Here is a 26,822-nt window from a genome sequence, read left to right on the forward strand (position 1 = left end):
ATGTCATGGCAGATAAAAATCAATATCAAGCGTTCTTAAGAGCAAAGGTGGCCGGTGCAATCGCGAATGCTAGAGCGGCGAGTACTCTTACCCACAGAGGAGTAAAAGGCTCAGTTCTTGAGATTTTAATTTCCGAACTATTTCGGCCATTATTGCCGGCCGATATAGGTATCGGAACCGGGCAAGTAATTGAGAATCATGCTGGTCGGCTGTCGAACCAAATAGATATTGTTCTTTACGATAAGTCTATTGTTCCCCCGATCCTTTTTGATAAATTTACTGGAATATTTCCAGTTGAAGCCGTCCTTTATACGATTGAAGTAAAGACGACTCTCACTTCAAAAGAGCTTGTCACAGCGCACGAAAGTGCAAAGCTTCTATCTGAATTTAGATATCTCCCAGGCCTTAAGAACGTAGATGGCTCAGATCGCCATCATTCAATAGAAAAAGTTAGGAGTGTGGTCTTCGCCCTAAATACGGACCTTTCTGGAACAAATCTAAGTGAATCCGAGCGGTACGAAAAGATTTACAAAGAAAAGAACGACTCTGTTCACATTAGAGCGATATGCGTTGCAGGCCGTGAATATTGGTATGACAACGGGGAATACTGGGTTACATTTGAGTCAAATGATGAGTTTGATGAAATATTGGGTTTTATTGGTGGGGTAACTAACACATATAAATCAGTTGCCCAAAGTCGTCATAATCCGTTGCTGGGGCATTACATTGTTCCGGAGGCAAGCCCCAAAGCTGGACCTAAAACACGAGAAATTAAAAGAATCGAGATTATATGTGAGTCGTGCAAAAAGACGCTTCAACTTAAGCCTAATATTGGCAGACAAAGCATTACAGTGAATGGCTGTATAAACTATGATGAGCCTTGTCCTGATTGCGGAGGTAAGATGAAGTCCAAGTCTGGCGTTTACGTTTTTGAGAATGGTGAACTCGTCGAAGACCAAGGCTAACAAGTAGTTGCAGTTCGTTCCGGCCCTGGCGGGCCTCCACCGGACCGGTTTGCTACGCTGCGCTCCACTCCACAAACCGGCCGCTGAACATTGTCGTTATGCAGTCATTCCCATACCTCATTGACAAGCGTCACGTGACGCAATACGCTTTGTTTCATGATCAAATCCTTTGCTGACAAAAGAACCCAAGAACTTTACTCCAAGGGCAAGTCGAAGAAATTTCCTGCGGATGTTGCGCCGAGAGCAGCTAGAAAACTTGAATACGTGGATCTGGCCGTACAGCTAGAGGATTTGAAAGTGCCGCCTGGCAATCGCCTTCACCCGCTGTCGGGAAACAGGCAGGGGCAGCACGCAATTTCAATAAATGATCAGTGGCGTATCTGTTTTCGTTTTGAAGATGGTGATGCGTTTGAAGTCGAAGTGTGTGACTACCACTGAGTGAGGTGATGATATGGCTATTCTTAATACTACCGGTATGCAGCGCAAGCCCACCCATCCTGGTGAGATGCTGAGAGAGGATTTCTTGCCGGACTATGACCTGACAGTTGCAGGACTGGCTGAGTCTCTGGGCGTCTCGCGCCAGTCAGTCAATGAACTGTTGCGTGAACGCCGTGCTGTCAGCCCTGAAATGGCACTTCGGCTGGCGCGTTTGTTTGGTAACTCTCCAGAGTTTTGGCTGAATGCACAGCGCGCTATTGATCTTTGGACGGCAGCCCAGTCGGTCAAAGAGGAAGTTGACCGGATTAAGCCATTAAACGTCGCATAACCATGCTATGTATTGGGTGCCAAGCCCTCCGCTTCGCCGCGGTTTTGTCACCGGTGATGGCGGGTCATTCACCACTCATTGCCTCACAAAATGGAGATGGTCACAAAATCAATGACTCTGATCCCATTGATTTAATGTCCGTTCGCGATACTTACTGACTGTTCGACCTCCATTTTGAGGCGATTTACCTTATCGGTGGCCCATTCCTGTGCATCGTCACCAAAGACGAAACGGGCGGGTGGCTTGTTCGACATGCCGAGGGAGACGATTCGTTCTGCGAGCATGGCTGGGTCACCAGGCTGGTTATGATTGGCGGCGGCGATAAACGAGCGGAACTGCCGGGTCGCTTCTGCATAGTCGGGAACGTCGATATCACCGTGCTCGGCTGATTTGTCGTCAAGGAAATCTGTACGCAGCATGCCCGGCTCAACCACCATCGATTTGATATTGAGGGGTGCCAGCTCCTGTGCAAATCCCTCGATCCAGCCCTCAATGGCAAATTTTGACGATGCGTAGATGGATCCTCCCGGGTTGGCGAGCAGCCCGTTAACGGAGGAGATGGTAACGATGAGGCCTGACTGGCGCGCACGCATGTGTGGCGTCACAGCACGGGTTACGTTCATCGTGCCGAAGACATTCACCTCGAACTGACGTCGCACTTGTGCGCTGCTGATTGTCTCGAACCAGCCGAGCTGTGCTTGGCCAGCGTTGTTGACCAATACGTCGATCGTGCCAACCCGATCCACTGCCTCCTGTGCCACGGCGACGGCCGCACCTTCGTCCGTAATATCGAGTGCCAGCGCGTGTAGTCTGCTGTTTGGTCCAAGTGCTTCCGTAATGTCGTTGGCAGACCGAGCCGTAGCGACGACGGTTTCACCAGCCGCAAGCGCCGCCCGGGCGATCTCCAGACCTAATCCACGGCTTGCGCCGGTGACGAGCCAGTTTCTAGCCATGAGGTGCTCCCTATCTATAATGTTGTTATAGAGTATGCTCACTAATAAATGCTGATAACCTGCTTATCAGTTATAGGGTCTATAAGGAGAGCTAACGAATGCGCCCAAGCCTGCTCGGCGATCTGGAAGTTTTCCGCGTCATCGCTGCCGAAGGCAGTTTTACGCGCGCCGCTAAGCGGCTGGGCGTTACTCAGTCGGCGCTCAGCCAAACGCTCAAGCGGTTGGAGGAAGACATTGGGATCAGGCTTCTGGCGCGCACGACGCGCAGCGTGTCGCCCACGCATGCCGGTGCCCGTCTGCTGACAAAACTTTCGCCCGCGCTCGACGAGGTGACCAACGAAATCAATTTGCTCACCAGCCTGCGCGATGAACCGATCGGTATGGTCAGGGTGAGTGCCGGAAAACACGCGGCCGACACGATTCTCTGGCCGGCGCTGAGTTCTTTGATTCGACAGCATCCGGGTATTGAAATCGAGGTCTCCGTCGAAAACGACTTCGTTGACCTCATCGCGGGCAGGTTTGACGCTGGCATCCGACTGGGCGAAAGGCTTGAGAATGACATGGTGGCAATGCCAATCAGCCCTCCGATGCGGGTCGCTGTTGTCGCCTCCCCTTCTTATCTCTCGCAACACGGCACACCGAAACAACCTTCTGAACTGTCCCTGCACTCCTGCATCAGCTTCAGAAATCGCAGCGGGCAGCTATCACCTTGGGATTTCGAAAAGGATGGGCGCAGCCTCGCCGTTAAGCCTGGTCGAGGCCCCATTTTCAACGACAGCGATTTGATGGTTGCGGCGGCAACCGAAGGGTATGGCTTTACTTACATTCTCGAGGACATCGTTAGCAGGCAAATAGATTCTGGTACGCTGGTGCGCGTGCTGGAAGAATGGTGTGAGCCGTTCGCTGGTTACTACCTCTACTATCCGAATCGCCGACAGCAAACGTCCGCCTTCACACACTTCAAGAATGCTCTGCGGGATGTGGTTTCGTTGAGTTAATGGGGTAAGGTTATCGTGGGATAATGAGCCACAGGATGTGCCTATGACTACGATTGACACCATCAGATTTCCGCGACTCAAGCTCGGTTTGCTCCTGTTCCTTGCAGGCATGCTCGGCGTGGTTGCCCTCACCGTTACAGTGCTTCCCCAGGTGTTGGGCGACGCGTCACTCCCTTTACCCTTGTGGTTGGTGTTGGCGGCGAGCATCGCGCAGAGCGGGCTCCTTGTCGCGCTCGTCGTGTGGTTGGGGGTGTTGCTTGCACCGAAGGTTGGCCTCAGTGCGCCCGCGTTTGAGGCAGTGGTAACCCGTCAATCGGTAGCCGCAGCACTCCGACCCCAACTGTTCCTCGGGCTTCTTGGTGGGTTGCTGGGAGGGTTTGGGCTCTTTGTGATTGGCGGCTACGCCCCTGCGGAGCTTGCTGACGTGGAACAGCCGTTCACCTTGCCACTCGTCGCCCGCGTTCTCTATGGCGGTATCACGGAGGAGTTGCTTTTACGGTGGGGGCTAATGACGGTGCTGGTTTGGATGGCGTGGCGACTCTTGCAGCGTCGAAAAGGTACACCACAGATCGTCTACATCTGGTTCGCCATTGTCGTAAGCGCACTCTTATTTGGCGCAGGTCACCTGCCAGCTGCTGCAGCGCAGGTAGGGGCGTTGACGGCTGACCTGGTAGCGTTCGTCGTCGGCGAGAACACTGTCTTCGGCATACTTTTCGGCTACCTTTTTTGGCGATACGGCTTGGAGGCGGCGATTATCGCTCACGCCTTTGCGCATGTGGTGAGCTATGTCGTTAGCATTGTAGTGGCATGACAATGGCACTGCAGGGGACGCTAAAAAGCGTCACACCTTGCGCTTTCGCAAAAGCTGAGCCGCTATCCGGTACCGCTGATCGCCGACGTTAAAGAAAAACCGTTTTCAGTGCGGAATCGATGACTAAAACGCCTCTACCGCCCCGGTAGAAGCGTTTTTCACAACAAAAGCTTACCTTCCGTAACTGAATCCTCCTTGTTATCGAACAGTGTTCTGCCTATGTTTGATACGTGTGAATCAAACGACTGTCACATGGTGTGAATCAAGGCAGGACCGCCTTTCAGTACCATGACGATTCATAGAATCTTTCATAGCAAGTCGTCACAAGGAGAATACCCGTGAAACTCAGAACCCTACTTACCGCCTCGTTTGCCTCTACCGCTCTGCTCGCCGCGGCACCGTCGGCATTTGCTGCACCCAATGCTGATGGTCTCTATCTGGGCATCGGTACCGGTTTCAGTTCGTTGGAGAATGACGACGACGATGTCGACGATTTCATCTCCGATGGCGCTGAAGACTTTGATCTGGATGATGACGAAGACAACGTCTTCAAAGGTTTCGTCGGCTACGAAATCAACCCTTACTTCGCTACCGAAATCTTCTATGCCGATCTGGGTCGTACGCGCCTGAAGGGTAACAGTGACGCCAATACCGATTTGGAATCCGACGCCTACGGGGCGAGTCTGGTCGGTCAATTGCCCATCACTTCCTGGTTTACCGCCTTCGCCAAGGCCGGTGTGGCCAAGTGGGAAACCGACGTGGACGGTAACCTTGGCGGGGCTAGCGTTGATCTTGAAGATCAGGATGGTACCGATCCGGTCTATGGTGTCGGCGCGCAGTTCAACTTCGATCCCTTCCTGGTCCGTACCGAATACGAGCGCTACGACTTCGACAGCGACTACAAGATCGATACCTTTACCGCATCAGCCGGTTTCCGCTTCTAACCGTCAATTTGTTTTGCCATGTGCCATATCAGCGCCGGGGCTCGCCCCGGCGCTGTCGTTTTATCTCACGCAACCCTCCTATACTTCCAGGCGGTACGCTGTCAGCGCGTTAAGGCGCTGGTCTAGCTCAGGCTCATAACCATTATCGGCCGCGTTACGATGCAACTTGCACTGATCGTGCTGTTATGAATGCCAACGTCTCTGGCAAATTGTCGCTGGCACATACAGTAAACAAGGGAGCGCCTATGAACCTTCTATTTATCTGCAGCGAAAACAGGCTACGCAGTCCGACGGCGGAAAGTGTCTTTTCAGCTTATCCCGGCATCCAGGCAATCGGGGCTGGCACAGGGGTAAATGCTCAAACGCCCGTTTCCCGGGACTTGATTGAGTGGGCCAATATCGTTCTGGTGATGGAAAAGCACCACCAGGATGAGGTCGCAAGGACGTACAAGGACGTGTTGAAGGAGAAACCGCTGGTCTGCCTGGATATTCCCGATCACTATGAGTTCATGGAGCCGGAGCTCATCACCTTGCTCAAGGAAAGGGTGCCAGAGTATGTGAGATTATCTTCTGGCAAAATATAGCCGGAGACTCGGCTAAGCGCGGCGACAATTACCCTGGCACTAAAGATACATTAAGACAATTTATAGAAAGTATACCCACCAAGACGCCCAAGCATTGGTTCTGCTGATGGATCAGCTTGGCTATGATCACTCTGAAGAAACGCTATCCAGCAATATAAGGTTGGTACGCGAGCAGGGCGGGGAGGTGTTTGTTGCGCAAGTGGCTGGCAACGTTCTCGGCTGTGTTTCTGCCATTATCGATGTGCGCTTGGCCGAGGGCATAAAGGGCGAGATCGTTAGTCTGGTGGTCAGCGGGGAGGCAAGAGGCCAAGGGCTTGGTAAGGGATTGATTCTGGAAGCGGAAAAATGGCTATCAGGAAAAGTCCGTGTTATCAGAGTGCGGGCCAACGCGCTTCGGGAGCAGTCCCACCTCTTTTATGAGTCTCTGGGCTACAGTAGGGAAAAGACCCAGGCTGTTCTCATAAAAAAGAGTTAACACCAGACGCTGTAAGCAGCTCCTTTGCCTCCGCGTCAACGGTACGGGTGCTGAGACCTTATCGCTTGGATTTAAGGCTCTTCCAAACTACCCCCACCAGCGCAATCACCAACACAGCGAACAGCGTTGCTGCGCCCGTCGAACCCAACACCTGCAGGGTCAGGCCAGAAATGAGCAGCCAGAGTGCTGGGATAATGGCGGCTATCCAGAGAGCGAACCCCCGAAGCATGATCAGCGTCAGCCCCAGCGTGGTCACTGCCGTAGGGTCGGCGTGGATGCCGAACACTTCTGCCTGAAACCAGGAACCGCCGTTCAGCGGCGCCATCAGCGGCACAATGATCAGGCCGTAGAGGGCGATGGCGATGCCTATCGCAACCGGTGGATTTGTTGCGCGTGGCGCGTTATCCACTCCCCACCCCGTTAGCGCCATCAGTATCAGCAGCCCGGCCTGGGTGATGAAAGCATAGCCAACATAGCCCCCGGCCCAGTTGAGCTCTGCATAGCGCTGAAAGAAAAACGCCACGGCGACAAAGGCCCAGAGCGGGGCGGGCAGCAGGCAGGCGAGTCGCGTGCGGTGTTTCAGCGCCAGTGCCAGGGTGGCGCCGCCCAGGGCGAGGGTCAGCAGGTGCAGCGGCCAGAAGGTTTCGCTCATGCGCTCCAGCAGGCGGAAGTACACCTCCGCCGTGAAGGGAATAAAGTCCTGTAGCCGGTAGCTTGTCCAGGCGTTCATAGCGACTCGATATAATCAGCCATCCGCTGCCGGGCATCGGTCGAGGGCATAGGAGAGTGGCCGGCGCGCATGTTCTCGCGCATATGTTCGACCTGGGTGGTGGCAGGTATCGCGCAGGTGATCGCCGGGTGGCTGACGATGAATTTCAGCAGGAAGTCCGCCCAGGTGTCGCAGCCGCATTCCTCGTTGGCCCACTCGGGCAATGCCGCGTCACGACGCTTGAGATCCTTGATCAGGCTGCCGCCATCGTACGGCCGGTTGGCGATCACGCCGATGCCGCGTTCTTCCGCCAGGGGCAGTAGCCGGTTTTCGGCCTCGCGGTGGGTGATGTTGTAGGTCAACTGAACGAAGTCGATATCCTCAGACGACATGATCTGCTCCACCTCGTCGTGGCGGCGCCCGTGGGAGGTGGTAATGCCGACATGGCCGATAACGCCTCCGGCCTTCATTTCCTGCAGCGCGGCCAGGTGCTCGCGCCAGTCCGTCAGGTTGTGCACCTGCACCAGGTCGAAGTGATCCACCGTCCAGCGCTCTTTCAGCTCCGCCACCTGCTCTCGGGCGGTGCCACCGGCAGGGCTCCAGACCTTCTCGGCGGAAAACAGGCTCTCGGGCGTGCCGAGTTGTTGCAAGGCATAGCCCATCACGTCCGGCGCCGAGCCATACATGGGTGAGGAGTCGATCAGGCCGCCGCCATGCTCGAAAAAGGCCTTAACCACCTCGGTGCGCGCATCGAGCAACGTCGGATCACTGCCAACGTTGAATGTTCGCCAGGTGCCCATGCCGATCACGGGCAGCGTTTTATCAGTACCTGCAAAAGCCTTCTGACGCATCCCACCCGTGTTGGCAAGCAGCGGCACGCTTGGCAACATCGTGGCGGCCAGCGTGGCGCCGATGAGCGTAAGGCTTTCTCGGCGCGTGATGTGATGCTTGATGCGGTGCTTGATGCAATAGCTCATAGCGGTCGCTCCTTCCATTTTTTGGGGATCGGCACCGTGGCCGCCAACACCAGCACAAAGCAGGTCAATACAAACACCTTATTCACAAACCAGTTGGTGCGCCATATCGACCACTCGGGGTCATTAAGGAAGCGCACAAACAGGGTGCCGATGATGAGGATTTCAATAACGGACATACCCACCGCCAATGCACGCGTATAGCGAGGCTGTTTGAGCAGCGCCCAGCCTAGCCAGGCGTGGGCCACTGGCCATAGATCCCAGTAGATATACCGCGCCCAGGGCTCCCCATATGCCAGCGCATAGCCAACGGGGAACAGGTATTTGATGAACAGCGTCCACGCGGCAAGGATGAACAGCAGGTGGGCGAGGAAGCGTATCCAGGCATTGAGTGGGGCGGGCAGTGACATGGCATCGCTCCAGTGCTGGGCCGTTGACGGCCTGGCCTTACACCATCTGCAAGGACTGCTTGCGGGTTGGCGGAGGAAAGGCGGCGTCAATCTGAGCCAGGTCATCGTCGTCGAGTCTGACGGTATCTGCCTTGGCGTTCTGTTTGAGGTGATCCAGGTTAACGGCTTTGGGAATAGCGATCACCCCGGGATGGCGCAGTGACCAGGCAAGGGCGACTTGCGCGGGGGTAGCGCGGTGTTTGTCGGCGATGCGTTGCAGGGTGGCGTCATGCAGTAGCGCGCCGCCCTGGCCGATGGGGCAGTAGGCCATGAGTGGCATGTTGTGCTGTGCTTGCCAGGGCAGTAGGTCGACTTCAATGCCGCGTGCTTCGGGGTTGTAGAGCACCTGATTGGTGGCGCAAGCGGGTGCGTCGAGCTCTGCAAAGTCGTCAGTGTCGAAGTTGGACACGCCCCAGCGCAGGATCTTGCCCTGCTCGCGCAGCCGCTCAAAGGCTTCCACGGTTTCGATCAGCGGATACTGGCCGCGCCAGTGCAGCAGGTAGAGGTCGATAGTGTCGGTGCCCAACCGGCGCAGGCTGCGCTCGCAGGCGGCTTGAACACCCTGGGTGCTGGCGTTGTGTGGGTAGACCTTGCTGACCAGATACACCTCATCGCGCCGGTTACGGATGGCTTCTCCAACGATTTCTTCAGCGCCGCCTTCCGCATACATCTCGGCGGTATCGATCAGGGTCATGCCCAGATCGATACCTTCCCGCAGTGCCCTGACCTCCGCCTGCCGCTGCCCTGCATCTTCGCCCATATGCCAGGTGCCCTGGCCGATACGGGGTACGCTTACGCCGCCTAGTTCGATCGTTTGCATATCTCTTCCCGGTTGTGAAGCTGTTCCGACGCATGCTCATCAAGCTGAATCGACCACCATCGAGGCGATATAAATGAGCCGCTGATGCCGACCGAGCCCAGTGCGCAAGTCAGTCAAAGCAAAAAAATAGTCGCTTATGCCATCAGTGGCGCCACAAGGAGGCCGCCGGCCAGCCATAGCATCGCAATAACGACAAGGCTACGCAGAACCCAGGTGCCTGCCCCTGCGCCGCCATGGTCATGATGATGCTCATGGCCATGCTCATGTCCATGGCCCGAATCAGCGTGTTTGGCCCGGTACCAGAAAAACACCAGCACCGCGGATATGGCCAGGAATATCAGGTTGAGAATGAAACCGTAATTCACCTTGAAATGGTCACGTTCCGTTGCCGTTTGGACGGTAGTGGCATCCGGCAGCAGGCCGAACGCCGCGAAGCCGTAATGCATGATCAGGGAAACAAATACCAGCCCACAAAGCAGCAACGCCAGAATATACAGCGACATCTTCCAGCCATAATATTGCGCATTGATCCTCAGAACCGGCAGTACCACCAAATCCGAAAAAATAAAGGCCATGACGCCCGCAAAGCTGACGCCGTTACCGAAAAGCACTGCCGCCAAGGGAATATTTCCCATGGAACCGATAAAGGTGAAAAAGGCCGCAACAGGGCCGATCAACGTTTGAGCAAGCAGGGATAAAAAGCCCAGATCACCTTCTGTCTGGCCAGCGCCAGGAAAAAGCCCATGGAAGAAGCTTTCAGGCACGAAGGCGGCAATCACGCCCGCCACGGTAAAGCCGATTAAGACATCTTTCCATACCATCTGCCATTCCATGACATAGGTCATGCCGATCTGCTGCCAGCCCTCACGGCTGGTCAGTTTTGACTGCCAGCTCGCCTGCTGATCGCCATGCTGATGCTCTTCATCGCCATCATGCAGCCGCTCCCTGGCTTGTTTAATCAGCTTTTTGGGGTTGGTGATGCGAATGAAAAGCCAGGCAAAAAGGATCAGCAGGATACCGCCGATATACTCAGCCACCACGAACTGCCACGCCAGGAAGATCGAGATGACGATACCCAGCTCAATCACCAAGTTGGTGGAGGCGAGCAGAAACGCAACGGAGGGCGCTAAGCCAGCCCCCTTCTGGAACAGGCTACGCGTGGTGGCCAAGGCGGCAAAACTGCAAGAACTGGAGATAAAGCCAAAGAAGGTGCCCAGCGCCATGCTGCGCGGGCCGGTTTTGCCCATGGCTTTCTGCATACGTTCCTTCGTTACCAGCACTTGTATCAGGCTGCTGATGATATAACCCAGTACGAATGCCCAAAGGGCCATCCAGAAATAACCGGTACTGGTAAGCGCAGCCTGATGCCAAAGGCTGAAAAAATCCATATTGGCTCCGGTTGATTAAACACAGACCTAGTAAAAGCTAGCAAGGTTTAGCCGAATCAACAAAGGTGGCCATCTATCATCATGGTTGCTGCAGAGGCGGGATCACCCACCCGACCAACGGCGAGGCCGAGAGTGGTTCAGTCGGGTTCGGTAAGCAGCGAGGGTAGCGTCGGCGATAACAATGCGTCACGACACGACCCTACCTGATTAGGTGAAGGGTTGTGCTTGGTCATTGAGACCGCCGAGCAAAGCATTAAGTGATTGCTCCCCATCCAAGTGGGCGAGAAGCAAAAAGCGGATAGTCTTAAGCCTTCAAACCGCCTTGGCACTGTAGATGCGCCGTTGAATCAGGGCGCAAAACATCTTATTTTTCAAAGATGAGCGCGTCCGGGTTGGCGCCCAGCTCTTTCAAGGCTGCCATGATGCTCTCGTTGAACGGGTCAGGGCCGCACACGTAGAAGGCTTGGCTCATGTCCTTGATATGCGATGTCAGGAAGGCCTTGTCGATGACGCCATCGGTGAAGATATGGTCGCCGGACGGCTTTTCGTCGGTGATGACGTTGATGAACTGGTCTCCCAGCATCGTCTCGAATTCTTCCTTGAGGATGATGTCGCGTTCGGTCTTGTTGGAGAAGATCAACTGGTTGTTGCCGATCTCGCCCTTGCGATGCAGGTCGCGCAGAATGGCGATAAACGGCGTTACGCCCGCACCGGCTGCCAGGAACACACCTTCGTCCTTGTACTCGATGGTGCCCCAGGGCTCGCCAACGATCAGCGAGTCCCCCTCCTTGAGTTGGCCGATCTGCTGGGTGACGCCCTCGTGGTCCGGATAGATCTTGATGACGAACTCCAGCCACGGATCAGACACCAGCGAGGAGAAAGTGAACGGCCGTTTCTCGTCGGTCCACCCTTCACGATTGACGGCGACCTCGGTCGCCTGGCCAGGCGTAAAGGTGTATCCCTCAGGCTTGGCAAGCCGTATCTGTTTGACATCATGAGTGAGATTGCGGATTTCCTGGATTTCGAGTGTATGGTCCATACTTCGCCTTATGCCTCTCATCGTTAGGTTGCGATACGTCATGTTGGCCGCGGGAGCGTCGGGTTGCAAAGTCGGGCATTAAACGCAAGGAGACACCATGGATAACGCAGTGTATTGGTACGCGGTGGCGTCAGTGCTGCTTTTTTTGAAGATGTTCGCGATTGCCGTGTATCAAGGGTTTCATCGCATCACCAAGATGACTTTCAAGACCCCCGAAGATGCCGCCTTTGTCGGCAGAGACGCTGCGAAAGAGGAATTGCCCCAGGTACAAAGGGCCGCTCGTGCCTGGTCAAACGATGTCGAAAATATCCCCATCTTTCTGGCGCTTGGGGTTGCCTATGTGTGGGTGGGCGCTGCGCCAGGGTTGGCGGCCTGGCTTTTTTTGACGTTTACCGGGGCCCGTTACGTGCACACCTTGTGCCTGCTGGCAGGCCTGCAACCATGGCGAACGGTGGCCTATTTCGTCGGCGTGGGGTGCATGTTTGTGATGTGTGGCCTGATTATGTCGGCACTTCATTGAAACGACCCAAAACAGAGCACCCACGCTTTCCCAGCGCCCTGTTTTAACCGACAAGGGGTATGCAATACGCCTCAGGCAGGCTCGGGCGCTGCTCTGGCCCCTCGCAAGTAGCTGACGTCAGCCCGTGGCGGCGAGCCGAACATGCGGCTATATTCGCGGCTGAACTGGGAGGGGCTTTCATAGCCAACCCGGTAGCTGGCGGTGGCTGCTTCCAGCCCTTCGGCCAGCATGAGTCGTCGGGCTTCGTGGAGGCGCAGCTTCTTCTGGTACTGCAGGGGCGACATGCGTGTGACCTGGCGGAAGCTGTGATAAAGCGTCGATTCGCTCATGTTGGCGGCCGCTGCCAGCTCTCGAATCTTGAGCGGCTGCGTATAGCGTTCCTTAAGGGCATAGATGACCCGTGCAATTCGGTTTGCCTGGGAATCAGAGGCGGCAAATCGGCGCATGTGCGGCCCCATGGCGCCCATGAGTGCCCGGTAGATCAGCTCCCGGCGGGCCAGCGGTGAAAGCACTTTGATGTCTTCCGGGGAGTCGAGCAGGCTCAGCAATCGGTAGAGTGCGCCCTGCATACGTGCATCCATGGGGGCCGATTTTAAGCCGCAGTCCATCTCGGGGCAGATCGTGTCATTCCCCGCCAGCGGCGCGGTGTCGCCCAGTTCCAGTATCAGTCCTGCGACCTCTTGAGGATTCACCGAGACCTTCACCGCCAGAAAGGGGGTTTCCGGGGTCGCATGGTCAATCCTGCCGACCACTGGCAGGTGAACGGCGCTGCCCATGTAGCTGGGTCCGGTGTAGACAATCTCTTTGTCACCCAGCAGCACCGTCTTGCTGCCCTGGATGACAAAGCACAGGCACGGGTCGTAGACGGCACAATGGAAGGTGGTGGGCGAGTCAGCGCGCACCAGCTGTACCTCGGCAATCGCCGTATCCTGAAGTTCTTCCAGGGGCGTCCAGCGGCGCGCGATGCTGCTCAGTTGCAGTAGCGTGTCCGTGGAATGGCTAGCTTGTATGGGCAAGGTATCGGTCAATGGGGGCTCCTCCCTATCGGCTAGCAGTATAAGCCTTCGTTCCATGGGGCGAGGGCTTTTTCATTTGCTTTTGCAGGATCAGGCAAGCACTGCGCAGAAAACGACAACCCATGCTGCGTGTCACACAACGGTCATTATCCTCAAAACCCTAGTAGCAGGCTTATCAAAATACCCCGCCAGATGATGCCCTGCACGTCTCGCGACAGAATCAGGCAATCTTCTCGCAGGAACCCGATACCCTCTTCGTCCCCGCTCACCCTATGGTAGGCATCCTCTGGTAGGTGTTTCGCATTCAGCTCGATCCTGCCAATCCGCCAGCTCTGCTTATGACAACAACATCACTGTCGATTCTGGCGCTATTCAAGCGACTGGAAAGCTGACCGCTAACGCGGTACGAAATAGATCACCAACGCGGCTATCGGCTTCCGATAGCCATTGGAGCAAGTCATCATGGGAAGTTTGAATCAAAGAGCTCGCTCAACGAGTGGCCGGGGGATCCTCCCGTTTTTGCTGTTAATGGTTTTGCTGACCGGATGTGAAGCCAAGAGTGAGGAGGCAGCGGCCGCGCCACCACCGCCGCCAGAAGTCGAGGTGGTGGATATCGTTGCTCAGCCGGTCGTGTTGAACGAGTCTTTCACCGGGCGGGTAGAAGCGGCGGAAACGGTTGAGCTAAGGCCCAGGGTCAGCGGCTATATCGAGGAAGTGGCGTTCGAGGAGGGGGAACTGGTGGAGCAGGGTGACTTGCTTTTCCAGATCGACCCTCGCCCCTATCAGGCGCGAGTCGGCGCCGCCCAGGCTGAGCTTGCCCAAGCCAGGAGCCAGAGTGCCCAGGCCGCCAGTGAGGCCGAGCGGGCCCGTGTGTTGCTGGGGCGCCAGGCTATTTCCCAGGAAGTACATGATCAGCGCCAGTCGGCCCTGAACAATGCCCGCGCCATGGTGAATGCTGCCGAAGCCGCGCTGGAGACTGCCGAGCTTGATCTTGCCTATACCCATATCACCGCGCCAATCAGCGGCCGTGCTGGTCGGGCCATGGTGACCCGGGGCAATCTGGCTAACGCCGACCAAAGCCTGCTGACCACCGTCGTCAGCATTGATCCTGTCCATGTCTACTTCGAAGCGGACGAACAGGCCGCCTCCACCAGCCAGGCACTGCTGGTCGATGGCGAAAGCAGTCTGACGATTGAGTTGGGTGGCGACCCCCAGCGTCAATACACAGGCACGCTGGACTTTATCGACAACCGCTTGAATCCCAGTACAGGCACCCTGCAGTTCCGGGCGCTGCTGGCCAACCCTGACGGCCGTATCCGGCCGGGAGAATTTGCCCGGGTTGAGGTGCCGATAGCCCGTTTGGAGCAAGCGCTGCTGGTGGAGCGCAAGGCGATCCTGACCGACCAGGACCGTCGCTACGTGTACGTCGTCGATGGTGATAACCGGGCAGAGCGGCGCCAGGTGGCCACCGGCCGACAGATGGGCGAACGGATGGTGATCACCGAGGGGCTCAGCCCCGGTGACCGGGTGATCGTCAACGGGGTGCAAAAGGTGTTCTTCCCCGGCATGCAGGTAAGCCCGCAAAGCGTCGCTGCCGATGCCCCTGTTGTCGATGACCAGCCCGCTCTTGCGGCCAGGGAGGCGTAGACCGCCATGAATTTCTCCCGATTCTTCGTCGACCGACCGATCTTTGCGGCGGTGCTGTCGATTATTATCCTGGCGATCGGGCTGATCTCCATCCCCAACCTGCCGATCAGCGAGTACCCGGATGTGGTGCCGCCCTCGGTGGTGGTGCGCACCGTCTATCCGGGTGCCAACCCGAAGGAGATCGCCGAAACGGTGGCGACGCCGCTGGAGGAAGCCATCAATGGCGTCGAGGATTTGATGTACTTCAAGTCCGTCGCAGGCTCTGATGGCGTCCTGCAGATGACCGTCACCTTCCGCCCGGGTACCGATGCCGAAGAGGCTGCCGTGCGGGTGCAGAACCGTGTCAGCCAGGCCGAAGCGCGGTTGCCGGAAGCGGTGCGCCGCCAGGGGGTGACCACCCAGAAACAGTCGCCCACCTTCCTGATGGTTGTTCACCTGACCTCGCCTGGCGGTGAATACGACACTCTATACCTGCGTAACTACGTACGTCTGCATGTCAGGGACCGCCTTGCCCGGCTCGAAGGGGTAGGCGATGCCCAGATATTTGGCGGCGGTGACTACGCCATGCGCGCTTGGCTGGACCCTGATCGCGTCGCCGCCCGTGGCTTGACCGCCAGCGATGTGGTGGCCGCCATGCGCGAACAGAATGTCCAGGTCTCTGCCGGGCAGCTGGGTGCCGAGCCCATTGAAGAGAGCGATTTCCTGACCCTGATCAACGCCCGTGGGCGGCTGGAAACGGTGGAGGAGTTTGGCGATATCGTGCTCAAGCGTGGTGACAGTGGTGATATCTTGAGGCTCTCGGACGTGGCCCGGCTGGAGATGGGCGCCGGGGACTATACCCTTCGCTCGCAGTTGGACGGCAATGAGGCGGTGGCCATCGGTATTTTCCAGGCGCCGGGCGCCAATGCGCTGGCGATCCGCGAGCAGGTGGTGGCCACCGTGGATGAACTGTCTGAACAGTTCCCTGAAGGCGTTGAGTATGAGGCGGTTTATGACACCACCATCTTCGTCAGCGATTCGATCAAGGCAGTGGTGAAAACCCTGCTGGAAGCCGTGCTGCTGGTGGTGCTGGTGGTCACCCTGTTCCTGCAAACCTGGCGCGCCTCGATTATCCCGCTGCTGGCGGTGCCGGTATCGGTGATCGGCACCTTCGGGGCGCTCTATCTGCTGGGCTACTCCATCAACACGCTGACCCTGTTCGGCCTGGTGCTGGCCATTGGCATCGTGGTGGACGACGCCATCGTGGTGGTGGAGAACGTCGAGCGGAACATCGGCGAAGGGCTCAATCCCAAAGCCGCCGCCCACCAGGCAATGAAGGAAGTCTCCGGCCCGATCGTCGCCATCGGCTTGGTGCTGTGTGCCGTGTTTATCCCCATGGCGTTCCTTTCCGGGGTGACCGGGCAGTTCTATCGCCAGTTTGCCGTCACCATTGCCATCTCCACGGTGATCTCCACGATTAATTCGCTGACCCTGTCACCCGCTTTGGCGGCGATGCTGCTCAAGCCCCATGACGCGCCCAAGGATCGCCTTACACGCATCATTGACGGGTTGTTCGGCTGGATTTTCCGCCCCTTCAATCGCTTCTTTAACGCCAGCGCCAACAAGTACCAGAGCGGCGTGGCGCGCTCTTTAAAACGCCGGGGTGCGGTGTTTGTGGTCTACGCCCTGCTACTGGCGGGTACCGGGGTGATGTTCAAGGTGGTGCCGCCCGGGTTTATCCCGGTGCAGGACAAGCTTTACCTGATTGCGGGCGTTATCCTGCCGGAAGGCGCCTCCCTGGAGCGAACCGACCAGATGCTCCAGGAGGTTGTGGATATCGCCATGGAGACCGAAGGCGTCGAGCACGCCATCGCCTTTCCTGGCCTGAACGCGCTGCAGTTCACCAATACCTCGAATACGGGGGTTGTATTTCTCACCCTTAGCCCCTTTGGTGAGCGCAGTCTCACCGCCGCGGAAATAAATGCCAGGATCAACCAGGGCATCGGCGGGCTGAAGGAAGGGTTTGCGTTTGCCTTTATGCCACCTCCGATTCTGGGCCTCGGCAATGGTTCGGGCTATCAGATGTTTATCGAGGATCGCGGCAACCTTGGCTACGGGGCCTTGCAGCAGGCAGTCAATCAGTTCCAGGGTGCCATCGCTCAGACGCCGGGCATGACCTTCCCGATCAGCAGCTACCAATCCAACGTGCCGCAGCTGGATGCCGAGGTGGACCGGCTCAAGGCCAAGGCTCAAGGGGTACCGCTAACCGAGCTGTTCGATACCCTGCAGACCTACCTTGGTTCGACGTACGTCAATGACTTCAACCGCTTTGGTCGTACCTGGCAGGTGATCGCCCAGGCGGACGCGCCTTACCGGGCCAGTGTGGAAGATATCGCCCGCCTGCGCACCCGCAATGATCAGGGAGAAATGGTGCCAATCGGCACCATGGTCAATATCACCCAAACCTTCGGCCCGGATCCGGTGCTGCGTTACAACGGCTACCCGGCGGCGGATCTGGCCGGGGAGGCTGACCCAAGAGTGCTTTCCTCTGCCCAGGCGATGGATGCCATCAACGCGCTGGCGCTGGACGTGCTGCCGCCGGGTATGGCGTTCGAGTGGACTGACTTGAGCTACCAGCAGTCCACCCAGGGGAACGCGGCGCTGGTGGTCTTCCCGCTGTCGATCCTGCTGGTGTTCCTGGTGCTGGCGGCCCTCTATGAAAGCTGGACGTTGCCCTTGGCGGTGATTCTGATTGTGCCCATGTGCATGCTCTCGGCGCTGATTGGCGTCTGGTTTGGCGATGGTGACAACAATATCTTCGTGCAGGTGGGGCTGGTGGTGCTGATTGGTCTGGCGTGCAAGAACGCCATCCTGATCGTGGAGTTTGCCCGGGAGCTGGAACTGCAGGGAAGAAGTATCGTGGACGCCGCCCTGGAGGCCTGCCGACTGCGGCTACGCCCCATCATCATGACCTCCATTACCTTCACCGCCGCCGTGCTGCCGCTGGTGATTGCCACCGGCGCGGGTGCCGAGGTGCGGGCAGCGCTGGGCACGGCGGTGTTTGCGGGCATGATCGGGGTTACCCTGTTTGGGCTATTCCTCACTCCGGTGTTCTATGTGGCGCTGCGCAAGCTCTCCGGTTCCCGGCCGCTTGTCAGCCATCACAGCGCCACCTTGGCGGGCACGCCTCAGCCTGCCAGCCATCCCCAAAGCTGATGATAGAGCGGAATACCAATCAGCACATTGAAGGGGAAGGTGAGTCCTAACGACGCCAACATGGCAAGGCCAATGTTGGCGTCTGGAATCGCGGCGCGAATGGCGACAGGGGCGGCAATGTAGGAGGCGCTGGCGGTAAGACTCGCCAGAATCACCGCGGAGCCAGCGGGCAGCCCAAGCCAGAACGCCATCATCAACCCCAGGCAGGAGAGCGCAACGGGCGCTGCCAGGGCTAAGATGATCAGGCGGCTGTGCCCCCAGCGCAGGCTGCGTAGCGTCTCTGCTGCCACCAGGCCCATTTCCAGCAGGAACAGCGCCAGAATGCCCTGGAAAGCATTGGTGTAAAGGCTGGTCACCGATTCGCCGGCATTCGGCCCGTATAGCCAGCCGATCAAAACGCCGCCGACCAGCAGGATGACGCCGCGATTGGTCAGCGTCTCGTGCCACAGGCTGGACATACTAGTGGCGGAACCTGCTTGGCTAAAGCGACGATAGAGCAAGATCCCGAGCATAATCGCCGGCAGTTCAAGCAGCACCAGATACAGCGTTACCTGCCCGCCGGTCATCAGGCTGTGCGCTTCGGTATACGCCAGGGCGACGGCGAAGGTACCGGCGCTAACCGAACCGTAGTGGGCAGCAAGGCTGGCGCTGTCTGCCAAAGAGAGCCGCACCAGGTAGCGAACAACGGGGAAGATGATCAGCGGGATTAAAATGCCCAGCAGGGTAACCCCGGCAAGCTCGATTAACAGAGCCGTATTCAGGCTCCCGTGCAGCGCCATGCCGCCCTTGAGGCCTATGGTCAGCATCAGCAGCAGACTTAGGATGTCATAAGCGGCTTTGGGAATGCTGAGATCGGAGCGCACCACACCGGCGACGACACCTAGTACAAAGAACATGACCACAATATCCGGCACGGCAACTCTCCTTGAAAGACTGGGTTGAGTGGACTGGGCGACTACTTTAGCGATCTCAAGAGATTGATGAAAACAAATAAGCTTTATATAGTCATAGAGGATTATCTATGGTGTAAGCAATGAAAGTTCGACAACTGACCTTCCGTCTGCTGCAGGTCTACGCCGACGTGGTACGCACAGGCTCGATTACCGCCACCGCCAACCGGCTCCACTTGACCCAGCCGACGGTGTCCCAGCAGTTGAAGCGGCTGCGGGAGATTGTCGGCGAACCCATCGTGCGCCAGGAAGAGGGGCGTGTAGTCCCCACCGAGGTCGGCCAGGCGCTCTATCAGCTCAGTCAGGACTTGCTCAGCCGCACCGATGTGTTTAGCCAGTATCTGGACGAATACAACCGCGGCGGCCGCGGCCATTTCAGTATTGGTTTAGTGAATACCGCCCAATACGTATTGCCGCGGCTGTTGGGGCCCTTCAGTCAGGCTAACCCCCAGGTAGACGTCACGGTCGAGATCGGTAACCGTCAGCAGATGCTCAATCGCTTTGAGCGCCACGAAGATGACCTCTACGTATTTAGTCACCCGCCTTCGGACGACGCTGTGATGGCCGCGCCTTTTCTGAGCAATCCGTTGGTGGTGGTAGGGCCCGAAAACAATCGCTGGGCGAATATTAAAGACCTCACCATGGAGGCTCTGAAAGACGAGCGTTTTCTGCTGCGTGAACCGGGCTCGGCGACCCGGCATACCTTTGATGCCTGGCTATACAGCGCGGGCATTGAGCTGCGCTCCACCCAGCAGATCGCCAGCAATGAAGCGATTCGCCTCGCCGTGGCCTCTGGTATGGGGTTGGCGGTGTTGTCCCGCCATGTGGTGGCGGATTCGCCCAAAGGGGTTCAAGAGCTGCCCTTGCAGGGGTTTCCGCTGAAAAGCCGCTGGCACTTCGTGGTGCGTCGAGAGCGCCGTCTACCGCCTGCCGCCTATCGTTTCCTGAGTTTTGTACAAGGTCTGCTGGCGCTCGAGTTTAATGAACCGGAAGGAGAACTTGCCGTCGCTGAGCTGCTACGAACCCTGGACACCGAGAGACGGTAGCTTACTTATTCTGCATTTGAGGCGTCTCGTGCCGCCTGCAACAACCCAATGACATCGTCATCGCTGGTCTGGGTAAAGTCCCGGTAGTGCTCGCCCACGGCGTTGAAGGGCTCGGGGGTTGCCAGGCAAATCACATCGTCGACATTGCCAGCCAGTTCATCCAGTGTCGAGGCCGGGGCAACGGGCACGGCCAAAGTGACAGTGGCAGCCCCCGCCTGCTGCAGTGCCCTGACGGCTGCCTTGGCCGTGCCACCGGTGGCGATACCGTCATCTATCAGTAGTACCCGGCGTCCGCTCACGTTCACCGGCGCTCGGTCGCCTCTGTAGGCGTGGCGACGGCGGGTAATCTCGCGCTTTTGGCGTTGTATTTCCTCTTCAATATAGCGCTCGGGTACCTGCAGCATCTCCACCGTCTGCGAATTCATCACCACCTGAGATGGATCGCCATCCACCACCGCGCCGATACCGAACTCGGCATGCCCCGGTGCGCCCAGCTTGCGTACCACCAGGACATCCAGCGGCAGTTGAAGGTGCATGGCCACTTCGTAGGCCACGGGCACACCGCCGCGCGGTAGGGAGAGAACGACGTCGTGGTGTTGGCCGGTCAGTGCGTTGGCGAGTTGACGTCCTGCGTCATGTCGATTTTCGAAGCGCTCTTGACGGTTGGGCATGAGTAACTCCTGAACACCCTATCGGTGGGCGCCCGCCACGCTATAGACGGGGGTGGGTGTCATCACACGATGGATTAACGCTCCTTAGACTATAGTAAGAGGTAGTGGCTTATCCAAGCCGGGTCGGTTCTTCACCGACCACTATTGCGGTAACCCTTGTGAAGGAGGCGTCATGCTGCTCAAAGGATCATGCCACTGCCAGGCAGTGACGTTCAGCGTAAAGTCACATCATCCCTATCCTTTTAACCGCTGTTACTGTTCGATATGCCGCAAAACGGCGGGTGGAGGCGGCTATGCGATCAATCTTGGTGCCGATAGCAGTACGTTGAGGGTCAGTGGTGAAGAGCATATTGCCATCTACCGAGCCGTGATCGACGGCGAGGAAAGCACTGGCGAGCGGCACTTTTGCCAGCATTGCGCCAGTGCCCTCTGGGTATACGATCCCGAATGGCCTGAGCTTGTTCACCCTTTCGCCTCGGCGATCGATACACCCTTGCCTTCGCCGCCAAAGAAAACGCACATGATGCTGGGCAGCAAAGCGGAATGGGTCGAAGTCAACGCGCCGATACAGGACAAGTGCTTTTATGCCTACCCGGACGAGAGTCTGGCCGAATGGCATCAACGCCTCGGGCTGGAGCAGTGATGCAGGCAGATAGGCGCTACCGGGCGTGTGCCTGCCGGTATAGCCACCACGTATCTACCCCAAACGAATAGGCTAAAGATAGCAGGGCGCTTAATGCCAGCATTTCCGCGATGCCGGAGGAGGTCAGCGGCGTCAACGCCAGCAGGAGCGCCACCACCTGCCAGACGCATACGGTTTTGCGGCGCATGCTGGCAAACAGCGGTTGGGTCAGCCAGGTGAACCGCCAGCCAGCGGCCACAAACAGGTAGCGCATCCCGCCAATCAGCACTACCCACCCGCTTATTGATTCAAGCCACAAGCCCACGCAGAGGAGCATGATCAGCAGGGCATCCAGCTCCATATCAAAACGCGCGCCGAACGGTGAAGCGCTTTGCGTGCGGCGTGCCAACCAGCCGTCAACGCCGTCCAGCAACAGAGCGAGTATGGCAATGGCCAGCCAGAGCCATATGGCAGCCATGAACGCCTGGTTGGCCAGTGCGCCCGCCACCAGCGCGACCAGCACCGCCCGGGCCAGTGTCACCCGGTTCGCCCAGCCCAGCAGGCCATGAGGCCAGTAAGTCGTCACTAACCCACCGATTAGCGCATAACAAAAAATGGCAACGCCCCAGTTAAGCGGTCCGGGTAACAAACCAGGCAATAGCCATCCTGAAAGAACCAGTGCGATGCCGCACAGAAAGACTTCCATGGCCGTTTGCCAGCGCCTGGTGGTTGTAACAGTCGGTGTGTTGGTGAACAAATACATGGCACTCCTGCCATCATGGTCGTTGCATCGATAAAATAATTCGATGCAAATATTTTTATATGTACCATTCTTGTAGAAGAAGGTAGGGTTGTCTAGTCTGCAACATCGAATATCCGATTGTTTAACGCTACGCTAGAAAGGTGCTGTCAGTGAATACAATTCGACACCAGCTTGATCTAACTGGTTCGTCATTGCACATCGGCATACCCCAGGAGAAGCGAGCGGCACAAGGAAGGAGTGCTGATGAGCAACAGCAATAACGCGACGGCGTTCTGGGTGACCCACCCAGGCCGTGGTGAACTCAGGCATGAGACATTGCCAGCGGCGGGTGAGGATGACGTTCTTGTGCGTACCCTCTATACCGGGATCAGCCGTGGCACCGAATCGCTGGTGTTCAATGCCCGCGTGCCGGAAAGCGAGTTTGCCCGCATGCGAGCCCCCTTCCAGGCGGGTGATTTTCCCGCGCCGGTCAAATACGGTTACGCCAATGTGGGCCATGTTCTGCAGGGTCCGCCAAAGCTACTGAACCAGCGCGTATTTTGTTTGTACCCCCATCAAGACCACTTCGTGGTGCCCGCGTCGGCGGTGCTACCGCTTCCAGATGCCTTACCGGCCGAGCGCGCCGTGCTGGCCGCCAACATGGAAACCGCGATCAACGGTGTCTGGGATGCCGAGCCTGTACTGGGCGAACGGATTAGTGTCATTGGTGCGGGCGTTGTTGGCGCGCTGGTAGCCTATCTATGTGCCCGGATACCCGGCGTCGAGGTGCAGTTGATCGATATCAACCCCGACCGCGAATCGCTGGCAGCGGCGCTTGGCGTGCCGTTCAGCCTGCCTGAAGCGGCCAGAGCCGAACGGGACTGCGTGATTCACGCCAGCGGCCACGCAGACGGCCTGCGTCAAGCGCTGAGCCTGGTGGGTAATGAAGGGCGCATCATCGAAATGAGCTGGTTTGGCGAAGGCGAGGTAGCGGTGCCACTTGGCGGTGCTTTTCATTCCCGGCGGCTTAGCCTACGTGCGAGTCAGGTGGGTCAATTGCCGCCTCGCTTGCAGCCACGCTGGGATTATCAGCGGCGGCTCCGCCTGGCATTGAACCTGCTGGTGGATGATCGCCTGGATGCCCTGATCAGCGGGGAAAGCGACTTTACCCGCATGCCTGACCTGGCTCCCGCGCTGTTTGCATCCAGTAGCACCGAGCTGTGCCATCGTCTGCGCTATTCCCACTAACGCTAAATACGACAGGAGTGTCTATGTACCGCTTATGTGTCCGTGATCATTTTATGATTGCCCATAGCTTCAAGGGTGACGTCTTTGGCCCAGCCCAGCGCACCCACGGCGCGACCTACGTGGTGGATGTCATCTTCCAGCGACCCGAGCTGGATGATGACGGTCTGGTCATCGATATCGGCTTGGCGGGTGAGACGCTTAAAGCGGTCCTGGCAGGCTACAACTACCAGAACCTGGATGAGGTGAATGAACTGCAGGGCCACAATACCACCACTGAGTTCATGGCCAAGGTGATTTATGACCAGCTTGCTGCCGCGATCAATGCAGGCGAGATGGGCAAGACGGCCCGGGGGCTGACCCATCTCGAGGTTAAACTGCATGAGTCGCACGTGGCGTGGGCGAGCTACGAAGGCGCACTATGAACCAGCGCTTTAGCCTGATAGTGGCTGGCGACCCAGACCAGCGCACCGGCGGCTACCTTTACGATGCCCACATCGTTTCGGCGCTGCGGGCACAGGGTTGGGTAATCGAGGTGATCGGGCTGGACGGAGCGTTTCCGGACGCCGACGCTGCCGCGACCCAGGCATTGGCGGGCGCATTGGCGGCCCAGCCCGATGGCGCGACGGTCGTCATCGACGGTCTGGCCATGGGCGCGTTGCCCGAGGTGGTGAACCGCCACGTGGATCGTCTGGCCATCACGGCACTGGTGCATCACCCGCTGGGCGATGAATTGGGCCTGGACGCGGATGATCAGCAGCGGCTTCACCAAAGCGAGTTGCGCGCCCTGGCGACTGTCCCGCGGATTATCGTGACCAGCCACTTTACCGCCCGCCGATTATCGGCGCTGGCGGACGAATACAGCCTACCGCTGGTCGCCGCTGTCAGCGTTGTCGAACCCGGCGTTGAGCAGGCGCCGGTGAGCCCTGCCTGCGCGCCGGGTGAGCCACTGAACTTGTTGTGCGTGGCGACCTTGACGCCCCGCAAAGGGCAGGACGTGCTGATTGAAGCCTTGGCCGGGCTCAAGGCGAGCCGCTGGCGCTGCGACTGCTTCGGTGGCGCACGGGATGCTGAGTTCACCCTCCGCTTGCAGTATCTGATTGAATTTCATGGCCTGGAGGGGCAGGCCACCCTGCATGGCGAGTGCGACAGCAACACCCTCGAAGCCGCCTACCATAACGCTCATGCCCTGGTGCTGCCTTCCTGGTACGAAGGTTATGGCATGGTGGTGACCGAGGCGCTGGCTCACGGCCTGCCCGTCATCACCACGACCGGCGGGGCACTACGCGATACCTTGCCCGCCGGTGCCGGTTTAAGCGTTGAACCCGGCGACGTCGAGGCCTTGCAAAGCGCTATCGAGCGGTTCTGTAACGATGCCGACCTGCGTGCCTCACTGCGCCAGGGAGCCATTGAGGCCCGCCAGACACTCAGGGACTGGCCCGCCGCGGCCGAGGCATTTGCCCGTGCGCTGGCGGCAACACCGGCGCCCCTGGTGTCGGGTAGCGAATTTCCTGCCTCTTGGTTGGCGCTGCGCGAGCCGGTGGACCACGACTCACGCTCCCAACACCTTGTCACGCTTGCCAATGACTGGCTGTCTGCCTGTCCCACGCCTCATCGGCTGGTGGACCTGGGTTGTGGCCGGGGCAGCAATGTGCATTACCTGGCACCTCGTCTGCCTGGCCCGCAAACCTGGACCCTGATAGACCACGACGCCACCTTGCTTGGCGACGCCCGGGCGCGGGTAATGACGTTGCGGGATGCAAACGGACAGTCCATCGCTGCCGACACCGAGACAGCCTCTTTCGCCCGTCTCGACACCCCGGTGTTGAACGGCGCGCACCTTATCACCGCCTCGGCACTGCTCGATCTGGTTTCGAAGTCCTGGATTGACCAACTGGTTGCCCACTGCACTGCGCATCGTCAGGGAGTGCTCATGGCGCTTAGCGTTACCGGTGACTGGTGGTTTACCGACCGCCATCAACGGCCGATTGCCGATGACGAAGATCAATGGGTGCTCGATCTTTTTCGTGCCCATCAGCAGCGCGATAAAGGCCTTGGCGGTGCCCTTGGTGGTCGCGCGCATGCCACCCTTGCGGCTGCTTTTAAGGTGGTGAATTACCGCGTTGAAGAAGCGGATACGCCGTGGCAGTTATCGGCGGGTAATCCTGTCCATCAGCCACTGATGGCGTCATTGATCGAGGGCTGGGCGTCGGCGGCCAATGAACACGCGCCCCACGCCGTCGGCCGCATTGCCGACTGGGCCGCCCAGCGCCGTCAGGCCGTCGCCAGCGGTGAGCTGGGCATCTGGGTAGGCCACCGTGATCTGCTGGCCTTGCCCCAGGAAGCACAGCCCCAGGGGGAGGCGTAACACCATGGTCAATGCGCAGTGGTGGCACTCCCCGTGGCTGCGCCGCGTGGTCGTCAGCGGCTTGCTGCTGGGGGCCGTTGCGCTGTGGGTCGATCCCCGGGCGATTGTCGCGCAAGTGCAGCGATTCTCCCTTGGCTGGGTGCTGTTGGCACTACTGATCAGCGTCGGTCAGGTGGCTCTTAGCGCCTGGCGGTGGCAGCTAACCGCCAGGTTGATCCAGGTGCCCATGCGCTTCGGTTATGCGCTGCGCGAGTATTACCTGGCCTTGCTGGTGAACCAGCTATTGCCGGGCGGCGTCTTGGGTGATGCGGGGCGTGCTCACCGGCATGCCAGCCAATCCTCCTCAAGGGGGCGGGCGTGGCGCGCAGTGATTATCGAGCGTGTCTCCGGCCAGGTGGCCATGGGGTTGCTGACGCTCGTGGCGCTTGCGCTGTCGCCGCTGTGGCATGCAGCGCTCGGCTGGTCGGTGTGGTTATCTATCGGTGTCGCCGGGGCGCTGTGCGTGGGGGGGATCTCGACGCTCGTCGGTCTGGCACGTAAAGGGTCGATCAACGTGCCTGGCTGGTGTCTATCCGTCGGCCGGGATATCCAGCGCGGCCTGTTAACGGCGGGTGTCTGGCCTCTTCAGTTGCTGTCCTCGCTGACCATTGTACTCAGTTATGGCCTGGTCATGGTTTGTGCGGCGCGGGCGATCGGCGTTGAGCTGCCGGTGTCGAGCCTGTTGGCTCTGGCACCGGTGGTGTTACTTGCCATGCTGGTGCCTTTGTCGGTGGCCGGTTGGGGCGTGCGTGAAGGCGCCGCAGCAGGCGCCTGGATGTGGGTGGGCTTGCCCGTCGCCCAGGGCGTGGCGGTGTCGCTGGCCTACGGTGTGGTGGTGCTGCTGGCCAGTTTGCCGGGCCTTTGGGTGGCCATCGGCCGCCGCCAT

27 protein-coding genes and 1 pseudogene are annotated in these 26,822 nt (G+C 58.3%); 17 read left to right on the forward strand and 11 right to left on the reverse strand.

What is annotated here, in order from left to right:
• Positions 1-5: 5 nt before the first annotated feature.
• The 3 genes from NH395_RS05475 to NH395_RS05485 all read left to right on the forward strand — a co-directional run bounded on the left by NH395_RS05475 (position 6) and on the right by NH395_RS05485 (position 1,731).
• Positions 6-965, forward strand: a complete 960-nt coding sequence (locus NH395_RS05475) for a DUF6602 domain-containing protein (protein ID WP_253022982.1) — start codon at positions 6-8, stop codon at positions 963-965.
• A 156-nt stretch (positions 966-1,121) separates the two neighbouring features.
• A complete protein-coding gene (locus NH395_RS05480) occupies positions 1,122-1,403 on the forward strand; it encodes a type II toxin-antitoxin system RelE/ParE family toxin (RefSeq protein ID WP_253022984.1) in 282 nt (93 codons plus the stop codon).
• Positions 1,404-1,416: 13 nt separating this feature from the next.
• Positions 1,417-1,731 (forward strand): HigA family addiction module antitoxin, encoded by a 315-nt coding sequence (locus tag NH395_RS05485; protein ID WP_253022986.1) that lies wholly within the window; start codon positions 1,417-1,419, stop codon positions 1,729-1,731.
• A gap of 131 nt (positions 1,732-1,862) precedes the next feature.
• Here the strand turns inward: NH395_RS05485 and NH395_RS05490 are convergent, their stop codons facing one another.
• Positions 1,863-2,684, reverse strand: a complete 822-nt coding sequence (locus tag NH395_RS05490) for an SDR family NAD(P)-dependent oxidoreductase (RefSeq protein ID WP_253022988.1) — start codon at positions 2,682-2,684, stop codon at positions 1,863-1,865.
• Between the two features lie 98 nt (positions 2,685-2,782).
• On the opposite strand from NH395_RS05490, the gene NH395_RS05495 reads away from it, so the two are divergent.
• The 5 genes from NH395_RS05495 (at position 2,783) to NH395_RS05515 (ending at position 6,496) form a co-directional block, all read left to right on the forward strand.
• The gene (locus NH395_RS05495) at positions 2,783-3,682 is read left to right on the forward strand and encodes a LysR family transcriptional regulator (protein WP_253022990.1); all 900 of its coding nucleotides are present in this window, start codon (positions 2,783-2,785) and stop codon (positions 3,680-3,682) included.
• A 43-nt stretch (positions 3,683-3,725) separates the two neighbouring features.
• Positions 3,726-4,493, forward strand: coding sequence for a CPBP family intramembrane glutamic endopeptidase (locus NH395_RS05500; RefSeq protein ID WP_253022992.1), 768 nt, complete (start codon positions 3,726-3,728; stop codon positions 4,491-4,493).
• Positions 4,494-4,831: 338 nt separating this feature from the next.
• Entirely contained in the window at positions 4,832-5,437 is a 606-nt protein-coding gene (locus NH395_RS05505; RefSeq protein WP_253022994.1) for an outer membrane beta-barrel protein, read from the forward strand.
• A 245-nt stretch (positions 5,438-5,682) separates the two neighbouring features.
• A complete protein-coding gene (locus NH395_RS05510; RefSeq protein WP_253023004.1) occupies positions 5,683-6,021 on the forward strand; it encodes a phosphotyrosine protein phosphatase in 339 nt (112 codons plus the stop codon).
• A gap of 106 nt (positions 6,022-6,127) precedes the next feature.
• Complete coding sequence (locus NH395_RS05515; protein ID WP_253023006.1) at positions 6,128-6,496, forward strand: GNAT family N-acetyltransferase; 369 nt, start codon at positions 6,128-6,130, stop codon at positions 6,494-6,496.
• 58 nt (positions 6,497-6,554) lie between these two features.
• On the opposite strand, the gene NH395_RS05520 is transcribed toward NH395_RS05515, so the two are convergent.
• The 6 genes from NH395_RS05520 to NH395_RS05545 all read right to left on the reverse strand — a co-directional run bounded on the left by NH395_RS05520 (position 6,555) and on the right by NH395_RS05545 (position 11,875).
• Entirely contained in the window at positions 6,555-7,226 is a 672-nt protein-coding gene (locus NH395_RS05520; RefSeq protein ID WP_253023008.1) for an MFS transporter permease, read from the reverse strand.
• The gene (locus NH395_RS05525; protein WP_253023010.1) at positions 7,223-8,182 is read right to left on the reverse strand and encodes an aldo/keto reductase; all 960 of its coding nucleotides are present in this window, start codon (positions 8,180-8,182) and stop codon (positions 7,223-7,225) included. The genes NH395_RS05520 and NH395_RS05525 overlap by 4 nt, the downstream gene beginning before the upstream one ends.
• Positions 8,179-8,589, reverse strand: a complete 411-nt coding sequence (locus NH395_RS05530; protein ID WP_253023012.1) for a hypothetical protein — start codon at positions 8,587-8,589, stop codon at positions 8,179-8,181. Before NH395_RS05530 ends, NH395_RS05525 begins: the two co-directional genes overlap by 4 nt.
• A 37-nt stretch (positions 8,590-8,626) precedes the next feature.
• Positions 8,627-9,448: an aldo/keto reductase gene (locus NH395_RS05535; RefSeq protein ID WP_253023014.1), complete on the reverse strand. Its 822-nt coding sequence runs from the start codon at positions 9,446-9,448 to the stop codon at positions 8,627-8,629.
• 134 nt (positions 9,449-9,582) lie between these two features.
• Positions 9,583-10,836 (reverse strand): permease, encoded by a 1,254-nt coding sequence (locus NH395_RS05540; RefSeq protein WP_253023016.1) that lies wholly within the window; start codon positions 10,834-10,836, stop codon positions 9,583-9,585.
• A 364-nt stretch (positions 10,837-11,200) separates the two neighbouring features.
• Complete coding sequence (locus NH395_RS05545; RefSeq protein WP_253023018.1) at positions 11,201-11,875, reverse strand: FAD-binding oxidoreductase; 675 nt, start codon at positions 11,873-11,875, stop codon at positions 11,201-11,203.
• A gap of 97 nt (positions 11,876-11,972) precedes the next feature.
• Between NH395_RS05545 and NH395_RS05550 the strand changes: the two genes are divergently transcribed.
• Positions 11,973-12,395 carry an MAPEG family protein gene (locus NH395_RS05550; protein ID WP_253023020.1) on the forward strand — a complete coding sequence of 141 codons (423 nt, stop codon included), beginning with the start codon at positions 11,973-11,975 and terminating at the stop codon, positions 12,393-12,395.
• A 71-nt stretch (positions 12,396-12,466) separates the two neighbouring features.
• Here the strand turns inward: NH395_RS05550 and NH395_RS05555 are convergent, their stop codons facing one another.
• Positions 12,467-13,423: an AraC family transcriptional regulator gene (locus tag NH395_RS05555; protein WP_253023022.1), complete on the reverse strand. Its 957-nt coding sequence runs from the start codon at positions 13,421-13,423 to the stop codon at positions 12,467-12,469.
• Between the two features lie 450 nt (positions 13,424-13,873).
• On the opposite strand from NH395_RS05555, the gene NH395_RS05560 reads away from it, so the two are divergent.
• Together NH395_RS05560 and NH395_RS05565 are read left to right on the forward strand one after the other, a co-directional pair.
• Positions 13,874-15,058: an efflux RND transporter periplasmic adaptor subunit gene (locus NH395_RS05560; protein WP_253023024.1), complete on the forward strand. Its 1,185-nt coding sequence runs from the start codon at positions 13,874-13,876 to the stop codon at positions 15,056-15,058.
• Positions 15,059-15,064: 6 nt separating this feature from the next.
• Positions 15,065-18,253, forward strand: coding sequence for a multidrug efflux RND transporter permease subunit (locus NH395_RS05565; RefSeq protein WP_253023026.1), 3,189 nt, complete (start codon positions 15,065-15,067; stop codon positions 18,251-18,253).
• Here NH395_RS05565 and NH395_RS05570 read toward each other — a convergent pair.
• Positions 18,226-19,167: a sodium-dependent bicarbonate transport family permease gene (locus NH395_RS05570; protein WP_253023028.1), complete on the reverse strand. Its 942-nt coding sequence runs from the start codon at positions 19,165-19,167 to the stop codon at positions 18,226-18,228. The two genes, NH395_RS05565 and NH395_RS05570, sit on opposite strands and share 28 nt — an antisense overlap.
• 119 nt (positions 19,168-19,286) lie before the next feature.
• Between NH395_RS05570 and NH395_RS05575 the strand changes: the two genes are divergently transcribed.
• The gene (locus tag NH395_RS05575) at positions 19,287-20,249 is read left to right on the forward strand and encodes a LysR family transcriptional regulator (RefSeq protein WP_253023029.1); all 963 of its coding nucleotides are present in this window, start codon (positions 19,287-19,289) and stop codon (positions 20,247-20,249) included.
• A 5-nt stretch (positions 20,250-20,254) separates the two neighbouring features.
• Here the strand turns inward: NH395_RS05575 and NH395_RS05580 are convergent, their stop codons facing one another.
• Positions 20,255-20,920, reverse strand: coding sequence for a phosphoribosyltransferase (locus tag NH395_RS05580; RefSeq protein WP_253023031.1), 666 nt, complete (start codon positions 20,918-20,920; stop codon positions 20,255-20,257).
• Positions 20,921-21,092: 172 nt separating this feature from the next.
• Here NH395_RS05580 and NH395_RS05585 point away from each other — a divergent pair, with 172 nt between their 5' ends.
• Positions 21,093-21,563: a GFA family protein gene (locus NH395_RS05585; protein WP_253023033.1), complete on the forward strand. Its 471-nt coding sequence runs from the start codon at positions 21,093-21,095 to the stop codon at positions 21,561-21,563.
• 16 nt (positions 21,564-21,579) lie between these two features.
• On the opposite strand, the gene NH395_RS05590 is transcribed toward NH395_RS05585, so the two are convergent.
• Positions 21,580-22,305, reverse strand: a complete 726-nt coding sequence (locus NH395_RS05590; protein WP_253023034.1) for a CDP-alcohol phosphatidyltransferase family protein — start codon at positions 22,303-22,305, stop codon at positions 21,580-21,582.
• A gap of 243 nt (positions 22,306-22,548) precedes the next feature.
• Between NH395_RS05590 and NH395_RS05595 the strand changes: the two genes are divergently transcribed.
• The 4 genes and pseudogenes from NH395_RS05595 to NH395_RS05610 form a co-directional block, all read left to right on the forward strand.
• A complete protein-coding gene (locus NH395_RS05595) occupies positions 22,549-23,532 on the forward strand; it encodes a zinc-binding alcohol dehydrogenase (RefSeq protein WP_253023036.1) in 984 nt (327 codons plus the stop codon).
• Between the two features lie 23 nt (positions 23,533-23,555).
• Positions 23,556-23,954 carry a 6-carboxytetrahydropterin synthase gene (locus NH395_RS05600; RefSeq protein WP_066318779.1) on the forward strand — a complete coding sequence of 133 codons (399 nt, stop codon included), beginning with the start codon at positions 23,556-23,558 and terminating at the stop codon, positions 23,952-23,954.
• Positions 23,951-25,897: a glycosyltransferase gene (locus NH395_RS05605; RefSeq protein ID WP_253023038.1), complete on the forward strand. Its 1,947-nt coding sequence runs from the start codon at positions 23,951-23,953 to the stop codon at positions 25,895-25,897. Before NH395_RS05600 ends, NH395_RS05605 begins: the two co-directional genes overlap by 4 nt.
• A gap of 4 nt (positions 25,898-25,901) precedes the next feature.
• Positions 25,902-26,777: pseudogene (locus tag NH395_RS05610) on the forward strand (lysylphosphatidylglycerol synthase transmembrane domain-containing protein); the annotation flags it as partial.
• Positions 26,778-26,822: the final 45 nt, after the last annotated feature.

Origin of the sequence: Halomonas sp. Mc5H-6 (assembly GCF_024124705.1) — a bacterium.
GTDB classification, from domain to species: domain Bacteria; phylum Pseudomonadota; class Gammaproteobacteria; order Pseudomonadales; family Halomonadaceae; genus Vreelandella; species Vreelandella subterranea.

Excerpts from the sequence above, each read along its gene's own strand:
- NH395_RS05535 (WP_253023014.1), bottom strand. The coding sequence starts at position 9,448 with ATGCAAACGATCGAACTAGGCGGCGTAAGCGTACCCCGTATCGGCCAG.
- NH395_RS05475 (WP_253022982.1), top strand. The coding sequence starts at position 6 with ATGGCAGATAAAAATCAATATCAAGCGTTCTTAAGAGCAAAGGTGGCC.
- NH395_RS05585 (WP_253023033.1), top strand. The coding sequence starts at position 21,093 with ATGCTGCTCAAAGGATCATGCCACTGCCAGGCAGTGACGTTCAGCGTA.
- NH395_RS05560 (WP_253023024.1), top strand. The coding sequence starts at position 13,874 with ATGGGAAGTTTGAATCAAAGAGCTCGCTCAACGAGTGGCCGGGGGATC.
- NH395_RS05500 (WP_253022992.1), top strand. The coding sequence starts at position 3,726 with ATGACTACGATTGACACCATCAGATTTCCGCGACTCAAGCTCGGTTTG.
- NH395_RS05540 (WP_253023016.1), bottom strand. The coding sequence starts at position 10,836 with ATGGATTTTTTCAGCCTTTGGCATCAGGCTGCGCTTACCAGTACCGGT.
- NH395_RS05545 (WP_253023018.1), bottom strand. The coding sequence starts at position 11,875 with ATGGACCATACACTCGAAATCCAGGAAATCCGCAATCTCACTCATGAT.
- NH395_RS05550 (WP_253023020.1), top strand. The coding sequence starts at position 11,973 with ATGGATAACGCAGTGTATTGGTACGCGGTGGCGTCAGTGCTGCTTTTT.
- NH395_RS05490 (WP_253022988.1), bottom strand. The coding sequence starts at position 2,684 with ATGGCTAGAAACTGGCTCGTCACCGGCGCAAGCCGTGGATTAGGTCTG.
- NH395_RS05525 (WP_253023010.1), bottom strand. The coding sequence starts at position 8,182 with ATGAGCTATTGCATCAAGCACCGCATCAAGCATCACATCACGCGCCGA.
- NH395_RS05575 (WP_253023029.1), top strand. The coding sequence starts at position 19,287 with ATGAAAGTTCGACAACTGACCTTCCGTCTGCTGCAGGTCTACGCCGAC.
- NH395_RS05510 (WP_253023004.1), top strand. The coding sequence starts at position 5,683 with ATGAACCTTCTATTTATCTGCAGCGAAAACAGGCTACGCAGTCCGACG.
- NH395_RS05495 (WP_253022990.1), top strand. The coding sequence starts at position 2,783 with ATGCGCCCAAGCCTGCTCGGCGATCTGGAAGTTTTCCGCGTCATCGCT.
- NH395_RS05530 (WP_253023012.1), bottom strand. The coding sequence starts at position 8,589 with ATGTCACTGCCCGCCCCACTCAATGCCTGGATACGCTTCCTCGCCCAC.
- NH395_RS05515 (WP_253023006.1), top strand. The coding sequence starts at position 6,128 with ATGGATCAGCTTGGCTATGATCACTCTGAAGAAACGCTATCCAGCAAT.
- NH395_RS05565 (WP_253023026.1), top strand. The coding sequence starts at position 15,065 with ATGAATTTCTCCCGATTCTTCGTCGACCGACCGATCTTTGCGGCGGTG.
- NH395_RS05580 (WP_253023031.1), bottom strand. The coding sequence starts at position 20,920 with ATGCCCAACCGTCAAGAGCGCTTCGAAAATCGACATGACGCAGGACGT.
- NH395_RS05600 (WP_066318779.1), top strand. The coding sequence starts at position 23,556 with ATGTACCGCTTATGTGTCCGTGATCATTTTATGATTGCCCATAGCTTC.
- NH395_RS05595 (WP_253023036.1), top strand. The coding sequence starts at position 22,549 with ATGAGCAACAGCAATAACGCGACGGCGTTCTGGGTGACCCACCCAGGC.
- NH395_RS05485 (WP_253022986.1), top strand. The coding sequence starts at position 1,417 with ATGGCTATTCTTAATACTACCGGTATGCAGCGCAAGCCCACCCATCCT.
- NH395_RS05520 (WP_253023008.1), bottom strand. The coding sequence starts at position 7,226 with ATGAACGCCTGGACAAGCTACCGGCTACAGGACTTTATTCCCTTCACG.
- NH395_RS05590 (WP_253023034.1), bottom strand. The coding sequence starts at position 22,305 with ATGTATTTGTTCACCAACACACCGACTGTTACAACCACCAGGCGCTGG.
- NH395_RS05480 (WP_253022984.1), top strand. The coding sequence starts at position 1,122 with ATGATCAAATCCTTTGCTGACAAAAGAACCCAAGAACTTTACTCCAAG.
- NH395_RS05605 (WP_253023038.1), top strand. The coding sequence starts at position 23,951 with ATGAACCAGCGCTTTAGCCTGATAGTGGCTGGCGACCCAGACCAGCGC.